Below are 13,575 nucleotides of genomic sequence, written 5' to 3'. Positions count from 1 at the left end.
GAGGGCGGGGAGGCGAGGAGGAGGCGAGGGGGCGGGGAGGCGAGAGGGGCAGGGGAGATGGGGGAGATGGGGAGATTGGGGAGATGAGGGGTTTGCTGGGTTTGAGTTACCAGTCTTTGGGTGTGAGGCCTTTGGAGAGTTCTAATAATACACAGAATGGTTCTCGACCCAAGGTTTTGTCTGTTCCTAGCCAAGATTCTGCAATTTTGTCCGTTCCTAGCCAAGAGTTTGCAATTCCGATTGTAAAGTCTAAAATTCAAAATCCAAAAGCTCTTGAGCTGGCAGATTTGGTACTCGCGGCTGCATCTGGGGAGTTGGAAGGAGGAGATGGGATTTCACCCGCAGCAGGACGAAATTTTGTGGCGCTTCAAACTTTGCAATATATCGAACTGCTACAGGAACAAGAGTGTTTACCTCAGACTTTGGCTTTGGCTTATCAGACTTTGGGGAATTTTTACCGCGATCGCATTCTAGCGGGAGATGTTTCGCGTACTTACCTGTTAATTGCTATCCGCGCTTACGAAATGGTACTTGAATTTACCAGCTCGGATGCAAAACCACAAGGCGATCGGCAAGAAGATGGGGAACGCAGCGCCTTAATTAGCCAACTTAACCAGAATTTAAGTCAACTGTCTGCTAAATCTGAGCTATCGACGGTTCCCGATATTCTCAATGACCTCGGTACTCTCTACTGGATGCTTTCTCGCTATCCGCGATCGCCTGAAATTGCATCTTTGGCTTTATCTGATTTAGAACTATATATTGACCCAGACGTAGAACCTCAACATTATGCTGCTGTTGAGAATAATTTAGGAACAGCTTATTGGAATTTAGCTCAACACGACCAACCAGTGGCATTTCTCGAAAGCGCGATCGCGGCTTACACTAAAGCTCTAAGCTATTACAGCTCAGAACGAGAGCCCCTAAACTATGCTGGAGTGCAAAATAACTTAGGCACGGCTTGGTGGAATCTTGCTCAGCACGAACCCTCAGAGGGGTTCCTATTAGAAGCTGTGGATGCCTATCGGGAAGCTTTGAGGTATCGTACTCAAGAGTTAGTACCGGCTGCCTGTGCAGCCACGCAGAACAATCTGGGGACAGTTTACTGGCATCTAGCTAACCTCCGGCACAAACAGGGACGGATAGAATCTTTGGAGAATGCGATCGCAGCTTATCAAAACGCGATCGCCGCCGCCAAGCAAATTCACCCCAACCAGTTGACGTTTGACATACTGGCCGCTTACAACAATTTAGGGCTAGCCCACTATCAGTTAGCCACAGACCCTTACTTCTCCTTGAGTAAACTTGAGCTAAGAACCCATCTAGAATCTGCACTACAAAACCAGTTGCAAGCTTGTATGGGATGGCAACAGCAAATGAACGGGTCAGGGTTAGCAGGTCGCGAAAACACCAATTCTCAAAGCCAGACCCCCAACCCTATCTATGCTGATTGTCGCCAGACTGCTCTAAATTGTATTGTCAAAACAATTCAAGCTTTCTATAGTGAATGTGGGCTGCAAGGCCAAAATTTAGCTCTATCTAAGCTTCCTAGCGATTTACTACCTGAAATTTTGCAACAATTGTAAATATGACACTTAAAATTTAGTGTATGTCTGTATCCAAGTTTTCCATTACTATGACTTATATTCTTGCCTAATTCTCAAAGCAACTTTGTGGTCATGGCCCCTCCAAAGATCCTTGTGGTTGATGACGACCCGGCAATCCGAAACTTAATTCACCGCTATTTGAGCCAGCAAGGCTATCAAGTGGAGTCTGCCGGGGACGGCCAGACTGCTCTGGGATTATTTGAGCAGCTCAATCCAGACTTCGTGATTCTGGATGTGAATTTGCCCGACACTACTGGCTACAAACTTTGTCAAGAAATGCAAAGTCGGACGGGTGTGTTTGTAGTGATGTTAACTAGCCGAACTGATGAGGCTGACAAAATTAAAGGGTTTGAGTCGGGAGTTGACGACTACATCACTAAACCTTTTAGTCTTGTAGAGATCGGTTTTCGCGTGGGAGCAATATTGAAGCGTAAGCGCATAGTTACTCCCGCAGAACAGCAAAGCCTGATTTTTGGGCCCCTAGCGATCGATCCAGTTCGCCGAGAAGTGATGCTTAGCGGTCAGACAGTTTCTTTAACTGCTCTGGAATTTGACTTGCTTTATTGTTTGGCGAGCAAACCCGGTCGCGTGTGGCGACGAGCTGAACTACTTCAAGAAGTTTGGGATTACGAATATGTCGGAGATCAGCGTGTTGTTGATGTCCACATCGGTCAAATTCGCCGAAAAATTGAACCGGATGCTAATCAACCTTCTATGATTCAAACCGTCCGAGGTGTTGGTTATAAGTTTGAGGCAATTTAGGGAAGAGGGACTAGGGGCTAGGGGCTAGGGGCTAGGGAAGAGGGAATTGCTAATGGCTAATGGCTAATGGCTAATTGCAGAAAAATCCTCTTCTTCCCTCTTCCTTCTTCCCTCTTCCTTCTTCTTTCTTCCCTAGCCCCTAGCCCCTAGCCCCTAGCCCCTCTTCCTTTACACAGGATGCTGAAAAAGGGTTTCGAGGTAAACTCTGGCAGCTTGGCGATAGCTTCTTGATGCCTCTGGTGTACCGCTATCCCCATTCTGCAATAAAAACAGAGATAGAGCTGCGGAAAATACCCGGTCTTGATCCCAGTCGGGATGGGTTTCTAGGTAGGTTTTGAGGGATTCGTGGAGGGTTTCGGGAATTTCAGCCAAAATACTGACAGTTGCGTTCATCATCGCTTCTAAATCTCACAAATAAACAGATATCAAAACCCAGCTCGCGGAATCGACAGCTAAGGGACACAGCCGGAATCGGAGCGCTTAATTTAGGTCGGTCGCATCATTGTGCGCTAAGAGGGGGTGGTGTTGTCAATGTTGCGAATTGTTACAAACCTCTTTATCTTAAAAAAATATTTACACAACAATCAGGTCTTGAGACCGATCCCCGTTACATAAGTTTATAACTTTGAGCGCCACTCTGGAAGTAGCTAGTTAATGAATAAAATCCCCAATTAAGCAGCAAGGCTTGATACTACCGTTAACGCCTGTGGAAAACCTTGTCTAATCTGTGGAAAACCTCATCTAGCCTGTGGAAACGCTGTGGAATATATGGGGAAAACTTTCAGCAAGGATAAGAATTTTAAAGTTGTCATTACCATAGCTAGGGGCTAGGGGCTAGGGGCTGGGGGCTGGGGGAGCGGGGGAGCGGGGGAGCGGGGGAGCAGGGGAGCAGGGGAGCAGGGGAGATGGGGGAGATGGGGGAGCAGGGGAGGATGGGGAGTAAATCCCCTATTCTCCCCAATTAGCAATTACAGGACTTACGCACTCAACCAAAGAAACCGGGTTTTTTGACGAAAATACTTCGTTTTTACCCAAAGATTTTCTCAAAAACCCGGTTTCTGGAACCCTGAGCGTAAGTCCTGAATTAGCAATTAGCAATTAGCAATTAGCAATTAGCAATTAGCAATTAGCAATTAGCAATTAGCCATTACCAATTACCAATTACCAGTTTTAAGGTGGGGGCGTGCTAGAAGATAGCATTGATTTCCATAGATAGGGTAATCTGCCTGCAAATTTGAAGGTGATATCTGTGTATCCTTCAGATTTTAATAATTGGGTTAGGGTTGGTACGGAAAAAAATTTGATATGCCCATTATCCCAAAGAACTGTAAAATGTTTATCCATTTTTCCAGTAATAGCTAAAGCTAAATTTTTTAAGTAACTGTGGTAGGGAGTGGTGATAATTAATCGGCCGTCTGGTTTGAGACATTTTTTGGCAACTCTAATTAGTTCTTTGGGATAAAGCAAATGTTCGATGACTTCGACTGCTAAGACAATATTAAATGAATGAAGGAGTTCAGGATGCTGCAAATCATAAATATCAGCTTGGATAAATTGACATTCAGGGAAACTTTGAGATGCGATCGCCACTCCCTGGGGCGAATTGTCTACTCCGATAACTTCATAACCTTGCTGAGCAATAGCATGGCTGAGACTGCCGTTCCCGCAACCGAGATCCAAAACGCGGGGTTTGATGTTGCTGGTAGATTTAGCGACAGCAAGCATTTCTAGCAGTGGAGATAGCAAATAAGCATGGTGATACCTGGGGCGATTATTACTGTAAAAGTATAGGTACTTGCTTGAGGTTCTTTCCATCGATTAAGCTAGAGAGACCGGGGGTAGGGATCGAGTTCACGTCTAGTGTAGGCGTATCAGAGCTATTATTCACCAATAGATACCTCCGATCGTGAGCGTACAAGCCTGATAGTGTCTAGGCTCAAACTTAAATTCCGTTGATGTCGAATAAAATCGAGCAGTGCAGGGTATGCGCGGGGTATCAAGTGAGAGACCCTGTGGCGAGAAGCGATCGCGCTTTACCTGCGATCGTCTGTATCTAGAGTTTTCGACCCCACCTTTAGGATGTCAGTTTATTGGTGTAAACTGTTTCACCCTCTTGAGTTATTGAGAACTTTTGAATAATAGATTATGCTGCACTGGCTTCTATAATTGTGTGAACTGTTGTTCTCCAACCATTTTCTCAGATCAATAGTAGTACCCTAGAAAGATGCTCGATCGATCTGGTTTGTTTGATGATGTTGCTGTTGGGTGTTGCACCTTAAGTTTAAAGATGTCCTATGGTAAGCGTCGGCCCATCCTCCTTTCGCCGTATTCTGCTGTCGCGAATTTTACTGCTCAGCGTACCAGTTTTGCTGGTGGGGGAGTATGTGACTTATAGAAAAGCTCGTTCAATGCTTCTGGAAACTGCTCGTCAAAATCTGACGGAGAGTGCCGGTAGAAAGGCAGAAACTATTGAACAGTGGGTAAACTCTCTGAAGTCAAATTTACTGGGTGCTTCGGAAAGCTCTGTGTTGCAATCCTCCTCGCCGAAGGTTTATCAAAATTTTATCAACCAGTTAGGGCAAAGATTGCCAACTCAGGTGGATTGTTTGCAATTGACTAATTTGCAGACGGGTAAAGTTGCAGCTAGCACTTGTGGCAATCAACCTATTCAGTCGCTACCGAAGAAGTTTTGGCCGCAGCAGCAGCAGTTGCTTGTTAACAATAAGAGTGTGTACATCAATCTTGTGTGGCCGCTACAGCAAAAGTCGCAGAAATCGGAGAATGACGGTGAATTTCTAGCTGTTCCTGCTGATGGGTTAGAGGAGGCTAAACCTCATCCAAATACTCAAGTTAGTTTGGTTTTAAGTGCGCCGGTTTATATTCAGCAGCAAAATTCGCGTCAACTGCGCTATGTTTTAAGTTTGCAGTCGCCTCTACCAGTGCAAACTAGCGCTCCCAAAGGTTCTTTAGCTGGTTATACGGTTGTGATCGACCAAGATGGGACAATCTTGGCGCACCCTAATATTGACCGGGTGGGGCGTAATATCGCTCAGGAGGCGGATGCCGATCGCTTAAAAAGTATTGTCAGGAGAGCGATCGCTGGTGGACAAGCTTTCTTACACCTATTTTCTTTTGAAAAAAATGGGCTGGAGTTACTGGCGGGATATGCTGCTGTTCCTAGTCCGATGGCGAATCAGCCAAAGAGTAAGTGGATAGTTTTAGCGGTTACTCGTTTAGATTATGCCCTGTCTGGTTTGGAAGAAATTCAACAGGTTTTGTTGAATCTGATTGTGGGGTTGGTGGCGGCGAGTATTATGGCAACTCTATATCTGTCTCGCGATCTGGCTCGTCCTCTGGAGAAACTTAGAGATTATGCGCTGACTGTCAAGAGTTTGGAATCTCCGCAGATGGTTCCTCACAATTTGAAAATTAGGGAGTTCGATCAGTTAGCGGAGGCGATCGACAGTATGGTGGAGCGTCTGCGATCGTGGGCGGAAGAGCTGGAAGTTGCCTCGAAACAAGCGCAAGTTGCTAATCAGTTAAAAGATGAATTTTTACGCAATATTTCTCACGAACTCAGAACTCCTTTGAATGGCATTATCGGTTTTCTGCAATTTGTCCAAGATGGTGATTGCGATGATCGAGATGAGGAGATGGAGTTTGTCCAGCGTGCTTATGATGCTGCAATTCACTTGCTGAATATTATCAATGATATTTTGGATATTGCCAAAATTGAATCAGGTACGTTATCAATGATGCTGGAAACTATCAACCTCACGCAGGTGATTGAAGAAGCGGTTGATTTGCAGGTTGTGGAAGTTGAGCAAAAAGGTCTGGAGTTAATTTTACCCGACCTGAAGGAGCCGATTATGGTTTATGCTGACCCGGATAAGCTCAAGCAGGTTTTTCTGAATGTTTTGAGTAATGCGATTAAGTTTACTGATTCAGGAAAAATTACTATTTCTATCCGACTTGAATCTGTGTTGCTCAATAATGGTGCTAGTTATAATGGGAATGCAGTATATAATATGGCTCAGGTCACTGGTACAAAAGATTGGGTGGTGGTGACTATTGAAGATACGGGGATTGGGATTGACCAAGAGCAGCAGGATAAGTTATTTCAACCTTTTGTGATGGCTGATGGTTCGACTACTCGCAAATATGGCGGTAATGGTCTGGGGTTGGCAATTTCACGTAATTTGATGCAGTTGATGGCGGGGACTATTTCGCTGTACAGTGCAGGTATAAATCAAGGTACTACTTTAACTATTGCTTTGCCTGCGAAACAGTTACCTGGCGGTTCTATCAAGGAAGATTTGGTAATTGTTAGTCGTTAGTAGTTAGTCGTTAGTAGTTAGTCGTTAGTATTTAGTAGTTAGTAGTTAAATTAAACGTAACTACCAGTTAACAGTTAACTGTTAACAAATTGTAATCAGTTGTCCGCTAAGTTTCAGGGAGTCGCTGAGGGCGCTGAGGATTCGCACTAATTCGACACCTACCCAACCGGAAGAGATGGGAGATGGTGTGTTACTTTGGACGCAATTTAGAAAGCGATCGCAAACTTGTTGGAGGGGCTCTACTCGTTCTACGGGTAATTTTTCCCAAGATTGAGATAAGGTGGCATTGCGATCGCGAACCCTATCCCAGGAACCTGTAATCCCGATATTATCGCCATCCGGCTCTAAATAACCATATTTTAGCATCAGAGGTGCATCAGTTGAAAGGTCGTCAAAAATCAATGTACCTTTACTTCCGACAATTCCTAAGCGCCTTTGTCTGTCAGGATTGAGCCAGCAAAGATGAATGAATGCTTGAAAGCCATCTGGGTAAAGTAACTCGATCCAAACTAAATCATAAAGTGGTAATTGGTAGTTGGTAATTGGTAATTTGTAATTTGTGGTTTTTCCATCCTCCGTATTTTCCCTATTAATAAAAACGGTTCCATTTGCTTGGACTTGACTTGGAGTTTGTCCCAGCCAAGTATTAAAAATGGCGATGTCATGGATGGCTAAATCCCAGAGAGCATCAACGTCATTTCGCACGGGTTCAAGATGGGTTCGTTGGGCGTAACCGTAGCGCAATTTACCTAATTTTCCCGCTTGGATGGTGTTTTTTCCTATTTCGATTGCGGGATGAAATAGGTAGGTGTGGTCAACGAAGAGTTGACGTTGCTTTTTTTCAGCGAGTTGACAAAGTTCTATAGCTTCGGTGAGGTTGAGAGTGAGGGGTTTTTCTGCGAGAACGTGGTAGCCTTGATGAAGGGCGGCGGCGATGAGAGTGCTGTGGGTTGAAGCTGGGGTGGCGATCGCAACTGCTTTTAGTCCGGGCAATTTCTGCAATGCTGACCAATCCGTTGCTAGAACCACATTATCATCCAAATTAAAAAGACTTTTCACCACAGCTAAGCGTTCGGGCTGCGGGTCTATAACTGCTAAAACCTGACTGTGGGGATGTTCTAGGAAGTTGCGGATCAGGTGAATTCCCCAATGACCTGCACCTAATACAGCAATTCCAATTTTCATTTAAGAAGGAAGAAGGAAGAAGAAAGAAAATTTAGTTATCTAGGAGAGAAGGAAGAAGGCTTATGCAGTCAGCTTTTTAGTCATCCGTATTTTACACTTAATTGTGTAGATCGTTTATTAATAAGTTTAACTGTTAGTTTTTACTTTATTAAAAGCTGCTTGCGCGGCTGCTTGTTCAGCAGCTTTGATGGATCGTCCTTTGCCTTCACCAAGTAAATCCCCTCGCAGCCATACTTCGGCGGTAAAACGTTCTTCTTCTCCGTGAACTCGCCCTGTTTCCTTAACATTATATTCTGGCAAAATTTTGTATTGACCTTGAGTCCATTCTTGCAGAGCGGCTTTATAGTTTTGGCGGGCGGGATCGCTCAGGATTTGAGCGGCTCGCGGTTGGAAATGAGGGTCTAGCCAAGGGCGAATTAATTGTAAAGTGTTTGTACTCAGGTAGAGGGCGGCGAGCACTGCTTCAAAAGCGTCTGCTAACCGTGACTCTTCCCCTGCTTTGTCGCAGGCGGCGCTGCTAGAAACGATTAAATAACGACCAAATCCATAGCTGTCAGCGATTTGTGCCAGAGTGCGATCGCTCACTAACAAGGAACGAATCGCTGCAAATTCTCCTACAGAACTGCCGGGATAGGTTTCAAATAGTAACTCAGAAGCAGCTAGTCGCACAACTGCATCCCCGATAAATTCTAGCTGTTCGTAATTAGCTTGAGTTGAGGCCGTAGGGTGAGTTAAAGCTAAATCGAGTAATTGCCAGTTCACGCGGTTTCGATCGGGCAATCCTAATTTTTCGACTAATTTTTCCAGTTCCTTTTGACGGCTAGGATAGCTAATATTCATTTTTTCTTCTCTCTCTTTCCTCGGTCTGAACGGCTCTCGATTAACCGAGTTTAATTTTAATCATAACTTATATCATGCCCGGTTTCTTTACCGCCAAGATGGCGGCGTTACAGATGGTTTTGGGTAAGTCCTAGCTAAATTATTCTGGATTTGCCCAGAGATATTATTTAGTAAAACTGGAATAATTAGGGGGGAAAGAGTCGGACATAAGCCGGGTTCTGTTCCCTTAACTGCAAGCAGCTAAGAGGGCAGTTATCTATCTGGGACACCTGTTACCAGATGCCTCTAGCGGTGCATTCAAGCGGAACTGGTAAAAGACCAACCGTAGTTCCTCCGACCTTGCTCCCAACTGGGGTTTACCTAGCCAGCGCCTCTCGACGCTGCTGGTGCGCTCTTACCGCACCTTTGCACCCTTACCTACAGTTTTGAGTCTAAAATTTAACACTTTAGGCTCCTAATGTAGGCGGTATATTTCTGTGGCACTATCCTCGCGATCGCTCGCACTGGGCGTTATCCAGCAAGTTTGGGCTTTCGGGAGCCCGGACTTTCCTCAGACTCTTTGGAGTCCGCAACCGCCTGCGCCTACTCTCTCCCCTTTTTTATTCTACATTTAATTATGTCCACTTAGCTATCCTTTGTCAAAAAGAGAATGTAAAAGACAGAATGTAGAATAATTTATCCTACATTCTAGCTTTTGATATTATTAATCATCCTTAATAGTAGAAAAGTTATCAAACCACCCACGCCGCCAGAAGAAGTAAACTAAACCTGATGCGATCGCAATCATTACACTCCAACACAAAGGATAACCCCAATACCAGTTTAACTCTGGCATATTCCAAGGAGATTTTTCAGTATTAAAGTTCATGCCGTAGATGCCGACAACAAAAGTTAGAGGTATAAAAATGGTAGAAATCACAGTCAGCAACTTCATGATTTCATTCATTTTGTTGCCAACTGAAGACAAATAAACATCCATTAAACCCGAAGAAAGTTCTCGGTAACTTTCCACCATATCCATCACCTGAACGGTATGATCGTAACAGTCGCGCAAATAAACTCGGACATCGGGACTAATTAATTCATTACCATCTCGAATCAGACTATTAATCGCATCCCGCTGAGGCCAGATGGCACGGCGGAGAGTCAGCAATTCCCGGCGAATTTTATAGATTTTTTCTAAGGTTTGGCGATTAGGGTTCATCACTACTTCATCTTCTAGTTCCTCAATGCGTTCGCCATAAACTTCCAACACTGGAAAAAAGCCATCAATAATCGAATCTAGCAGGGAGTATACCAAATAATCCGCTCCCTTTTTGCGGATAATTCCCTTTGCCGTGCGAATGCGATCGCGTACAGGCCCAAAACTATCATAATCAGGTTCTTCCTGCACAGTCACTAGATAATGTTTACCCAAAATTAAACTTACTTGCTCTTTGTGAAAAGTCTCTGTATCCGGCTTCATCATCACCATCCAAGCAACAATTATAAGTTGGTCTTCATAGTCTACAACTTTAGGCCGCTGAGGAACATTTACGACATCTTCTTGAGCGAGGGGATGCAAATTAAAAACTTCACTCATTTGCCGCCAAGTTTCATTATTACCTAATCCGAGTACGTCAATCCAAGAAACAGAATCTGTATCCAAGTAGGGTAATGTATCTTGAGGGCAAGTGAGGCGAGAGCGAGTAGCTGCTGCTTCATTATAATCAATTAATACAATATCAGGAGGAGGTGCATCTGGTTCTAAGTCTAAATTGCCAGGGAGAGCACCTGGATCGTCATAAAAATAGTCAACGTATGACTCATCGTCATCATCTTCAGGTGGCTCTACAATTGCACTGAAAGCCTTTACACTTTTATATGTCATAATTACCTCACGAAGGAAGAAGGAAGAAGGAAGAAGGAAGAGGGGAAGACTGGGAGAGAGGGAGAATTTTTACCCAATTACTAATTAACAGTTAACACTTAACTGTTAACAGTCAACAATTAAGAAATTACCTCTGCCGAATAGGAATTTCAATCACAAATTCTGACCCCGATCCATTTGCTGAAATACAGGTTAGCATACCGCCATGCTTTTCTACAATAATTTGATAGCTAATAGATAATCCCAAACCCGTGCCTTTTCCTACTGGTTTAGTAGTAAAGAAAGGGTCAAATATACGACACTTCACTGATTCTGGCATTCCTGGGCCATTGTCGGCAATTACAATAGCGATTCTATTGCTTTCTAACATCATAGTCCGAATCGTAATGCAAGGTAAAATGTTACAAGTAAAAGGTAAAACAGGAATATCTAAGTTTTCTCCTTCTGAGCAATTTTTTATTTCTAAGTTTTCGTTAGCTTTCACATCGGACAAAGCATCAATAGCATTATTAAGTATATTCATCAATACTTGATTTAAGAGGCCAGGGTAGCACTCAACTAAAGGCAAAGCACTGTATTCTTTAACAACTTCAATATTCCGATTGCTAGCAGATTGTTTTAATCTGTGCTGCAAAATTAGCAGGGTACTGTCAATGCCTTCACTAATATCAACAATTTTAATATCAGATTCTTCTATCCTAGAAAAATTACGCAAAGACAAAACTATCTGGCGGATGCGATCTGCTCCCATTTCCATCGAATTCATCAGTTGTGGAAAATCTGACACCAAAAAATCGAGATCGATTTCTTCGGCTAATGCTATGATTTCGGGGGCAGGATTTGTATAGTATTTTTGATATAAACTGCACAGTTGCAGTAAGCTTTGAGCATATTCGTTGGCATGAGAAATATTACCATAAATAAAACTTACTGGGTTGTTAATTTCGTGAGCAATTCCAGCTACTAACTGCCCTAAACTGGACATCTTTTCTGATTGAATTAATTGAGTTTGAGTTTTCCTCAATTCCTGCAAAGTCAGCTCTAATTGCTGATTTTTTTGTCTCAACTGGGCTTCTGCCTGCTTGCGCTCGGTAATGTTGCGGGCAAGAATAATAACTTGGCTATCACCGAAGGGTAATAACCGCGCTTCATAAGTTTGTTTCCCCTGCGGCATTCGTAAGGAATATTCAATAGTAACTAAAGTTCCCTTGGTAAAAGTTTCCAGAATTGCCTGCTCAAATTGGCGGCTAACTTTCAAGGGCAAAACTTCTGTCATTTGTTGACCTAAAAACACTTCGGGAGGAATATATAAATCTGATGAAGTTCCTGATAGATAATCTAAAATTATGCCGTTGATATTAAGTCGGAAATACAAATCGGGTAAGGCTTGAAATACGGCTTCTAGTTCAGAAGTTTTTTGTCGTAATGCTTCTTGAGCTAAATGCCTTCCAGTAATGTCATGAGCGAAACCTAACACTGCAAATATATTGCCTTCCACGTCGCGTAAGGGAATTTTTTGAGTGTCAAAAATGTGGATGGAACCGTCGGCAAAAGTTAATTGGTCGTGGGGATTATGAACTATTTCCCCAGAGAGTACAGTAGAGTCATCGCTGCGAAAACCTCGAATGCTGAGGTCATTATTGCCAAATATTTCTGTGGGAGTAAAGCCGATTTCTACATCATCTTTACCCAGAATCTCTTCGACAAGAATATTAAGAGAATCTGCAAAGCTTTGGTTAACTAATATATATTTAAAATTGCGGTCTTTGGCAAAAATCCAGTCGGGTGTGGTGTCGATGACTGTACGGAGTAGTTGTTGGGAACGTTCGCTTTGTTTTAAGGCGAGTTTTAGCTCTAATTCTAATCTTTTGCGAGAGGTGATATTTTCAAAGGCAACGCCGACGCAGTGGTTGGGTAAGGGAAAGGCTTTGATAGAAAAGGCGCGAATTACAGTCCCATCTTCGCAGCAGTCAATATCTTCAAGTTCTACAGCTTTTTGTTCGCGAATTACTGAGGCAAATGCTTGAGGAATTCCTTTATCTCGCTGATGGGGGAAAACTTCATCGAGGGTCATTCCGAGAATGTCTGCCATCTCTACTCCGGTAAATAAGGTAGTAGCAGGATTGGAGGCGATCGCTCTCAAAGTTCGGTCGTCGTTGATGTCTTCTAAGCGGTAAACGTATAAGCCAATTTGCATATTTTCGACAATTTGACCGTACAGGCGCACGCTTTCGTCTACTTGTTTGCGTTCGGTGATATCTTCGGTAATGCCCAAGAGATATTGAGGGTTTCCGCTTTTGTCGAAGATGGGAATTTTGCGGGTGTGTAGTATTCTTAAACCTCTGTGGGGAGTTTGGATGGGGGATTCTGCTACATCTTGTACAGGTAAAGTTGAGGGATTGCTCTGATAGCTAGCCAAAACTTCTCTGTCTTTAGCTGCGATCGCATCTGCTTGATCTTTGGGAAGAAAATCGTAATCGCTTTTGCCGATCGCCTCTTGGCTAGTTACGCCCGCGATCGCTTCCCCTGCTTTGTTCCACAAGACAAATTTTAGCGACTCTGCATCTTTGGCAAAAACCCCTACTGGCAAATTTTCAACTACGGAATTGAGGAAACCTCTAGCTGAGTTTAATTCAGCCTCCGCCCGTTTGCGCTCAATTCCCAAGGCAATTACATTTGCTACAGATGACAGTGTTTCTTGCAGTCCTTGACTCAGCGGTTGATAACTCAAAATTGCCATTACCCCCACTAGCCGATCTTCCACTATCAGCGGGTAGCCAGCGAAACTGGCGATCGAGGATGGGGAAGGTGGGGAGGATGGGGAGGATGGGGAGGATGGGGAAGATAGGGAGGATGGGGAGGATGGGGAGGATAGGGAGGATAGGGAGGATAGGGAGGATAGGGAGGATAGGTTCGATTTAACTTCCTCATCTCCCCCATCTCCCCCATCTCCCCCATCTCCCCCATCTCCCCC

The 13,575-nt window shown here is 43.9% G+C and carries 9 protein-coding genes and 1 other RNA gene; 3 read left to right on the top strand and 7 right to left on the bottom strand.

Annotated features, from left to right (window positions below; genetic code table 11):
* Positions 1-1,586: tetratricopeptide repeat protein (locus OSCIL6407_RS30550; RefSeq protein ID WP_019487206.1), on the top strand; the 1,586-nt coding region annotated here is incomplete at its 5' end.
* A 93-nt stretch (positions 1,587-1,679) separates the two neighbouring features.
* Complete coding sequence (locus OSCIL6407_RS0110675) at positions 1,680-2,369, top strand: response regulator transcription factor (RefSeq protein ID WP_007353313.1); 690 nt, start codon at positions 1,680-1,682, stop codon at positions 2,367-2,369.
* Between the two features lie 168 nt (positions 2,370-2,537).
* Here OSCIL6407_RS0110675 and OSCIL6407_RS0110670 read toward each other — a convergent pair whose 3' ends face one another.
* Both OSCIL6407_RS0110670 and OSCIL6407_RS0110665 read right to left on the bottom strand, forming a co-directional pair.
* The gene (locus OSCIL6407_RS0110670; RefSeq protein ID WP_007353314.1) at positions 2,538-2,762 is read right to left on the bottom strand and encodes a DUF2811 domain-containing protein; all 225 of its coding nucleotides are present in this window, start codon (positions 2,760-2,762) and stop codon (positions 2,538-2,540) included.
* Positions 2,763-3,539: 777 nt separating this feature from the next.
* Entirely contained in the window at positions 3,540-4,184 is a 645-nt protein-coding gene (locus OSCIL6407_RS0110665) for a class I SAM-dependent methyltransferase (protein ID WP_026103701.1), read from the bottom strand.
* Positions 4,185-4,663: 479 nt separating this feature from the next.
* Here OSCIL6407_RS0110665 and OSCIL6407_RS0110660 point away from each other — a divergent pair, with 479 nt between their 5' ends.
* Complete coding sequence (locus tag OSCIL6407_RS0110660; RefSeq protein ID WP_007357761.1) at positions 4,664-6,706, top strand: ATP-binding protein; 2,043 nt, start codon at positions 4,664-4,666, stop codon at positions 6,704-6,706.
* 81 nt (positions 6,707-6,787) lie between these two features.
* Here the strand turns inward: OSCIL6407_RS0110660 and OSCIL6407_RS0110655 are convergent, their stop codons facing one another.
* The 5 genes from OSCIL6407_RS0110655 to OSCIL6407_RS0110640 all read right to left on the bottom strand — a co-directional run bounded on the left by OSCIL6407_RS0110655 (position 6,788) and on the right by OSCIL6407_RS0110640 (position 13,395).
* Positions 6,788-7,891 carry a Gfo/Idh/MocA family protein gene (locus OSCIL6407_RS0110655; RefSeq protein WP_007357760.1) on the bottom strand — a complete coding sequence of 368 codons (1,104 nt, stop codon included), beginning with the start codon at positions 7,889-7,891 and terminating at the stop codon, positions 6,788-6,790.
* Between the two features lie 126 nt (positions 7,892-8,017).
* Positions 8,018-8,731: a ribonuclease III gene (gene rnc, locus OSCIL6407_RS0110650; RefSeq protein WP_007357759.1), complete on the bottom strand. Its 714-nt coding sequence runs from the start codon at positions 8,729-8,731 to the stop codon at positions 8,018-8,020.
* Positions 8,732-8,923: 192 nt separating this feature from the next.
* An RNA gene (rnpB, locus tag OSCIL6407_RS31850) (RNase P RNA component class A) lies at positions 8,924-9,320 on the bottom strand.
* A gap of 114 nt (positions 9,321-9,434) precedes the next feature.
* Positions 9,435-10,601, bottom strand: coding sequence for a magnesium/cobalt transporter CorA (gene corA, locus OSCIL6407_RS0110645; RefSeq protein WP_007357758.1), 1,167 nt, complete (start codon positions 10,599-10,601; stop codon positions 9,435-9,437).
* 127 nt (positions 10,602-10,728) lie between these two features.
* On the bottom strand, positions 10,729-13,395 hold the full coding sequence (locus OSCIL6407_RS0110640) for a PAS domain-containing protein (protein ID WP_071592478.1): 2,667 nt from the start codon (positions 13,393-13,395) through the stop codon (positions 10,729-10,731).
* Positions 13,396-13,575: the final 180 nt, after the last annotated feature.

Origin of the sequence: Kamptonema formosum PCC 6407 (genome assembly GCF_000332155.1) — a bacterium.
Taxonomy (GTDB): Bacteria; Cyanobacteriota; Cyanobacteriia; order Cyanobacteriales; family Microcoleaceae; genus Kamptonema; species Kamptonema formosum.
Note: the sequence above shows the minus strand (reverse complement) of the source record. Positions and strands in the feature narration are given on the sequence as shown.

Bases quoted from the DNA above. Each gene is read 5' to 3' on its own strand.
- OSCIL6407_RS0110670 (WP_007353314.1), bottom strand. From the start codon at position 2,762: ATGAACGCAACTGTCAGTATTTTGGCTGAAATTCCCGAAACCCTCCAC.
- corA (WP_007357758.1), bottom strand. From the start codon at position 10,601: ATGACATATAAAAGTGTAAAGGCTTTCAGTGCAATTGTAGAGCCACCT.
- rnc (WP_007357759.1), bottom strand. From the start codon at position 8,731: ATGAATATTAGCTATCCTAGCCGTCAAAAGGAACTGGAAAAATTAGTC.
- OSCIL6407_RS0110665 (WP_026103701.1), bottom strand. From the start codon at position 4,184: ATGGAAAGAACCTCAAGCAAGTACCTATACTTTTACAGTAATAATCGC.
- OSCIL6407_RS0110660 (WP_007357761.1), top strand. From the start codon at position 4,664: ATGGTAAGCGTCGGCCCATCCTCCTTTCGCCGTATTCTGCTGTCGCGA.
- OSCIL6407_RS0110675 (WP_007353313.1), top strand. From the start codon at position 1,680: ATGGCCCCTCCAAAGATCCTTGTGGTTGATGACGACCCGGCAATCCGA.
- OSCIL6407_RS0110655 (WP_007357760.1), bottom strand. From the start codon at position 7,891: ATGAAAATTGGAATTGCTGTATTAGGTGCAGGTCATTGGGGAATTCAC.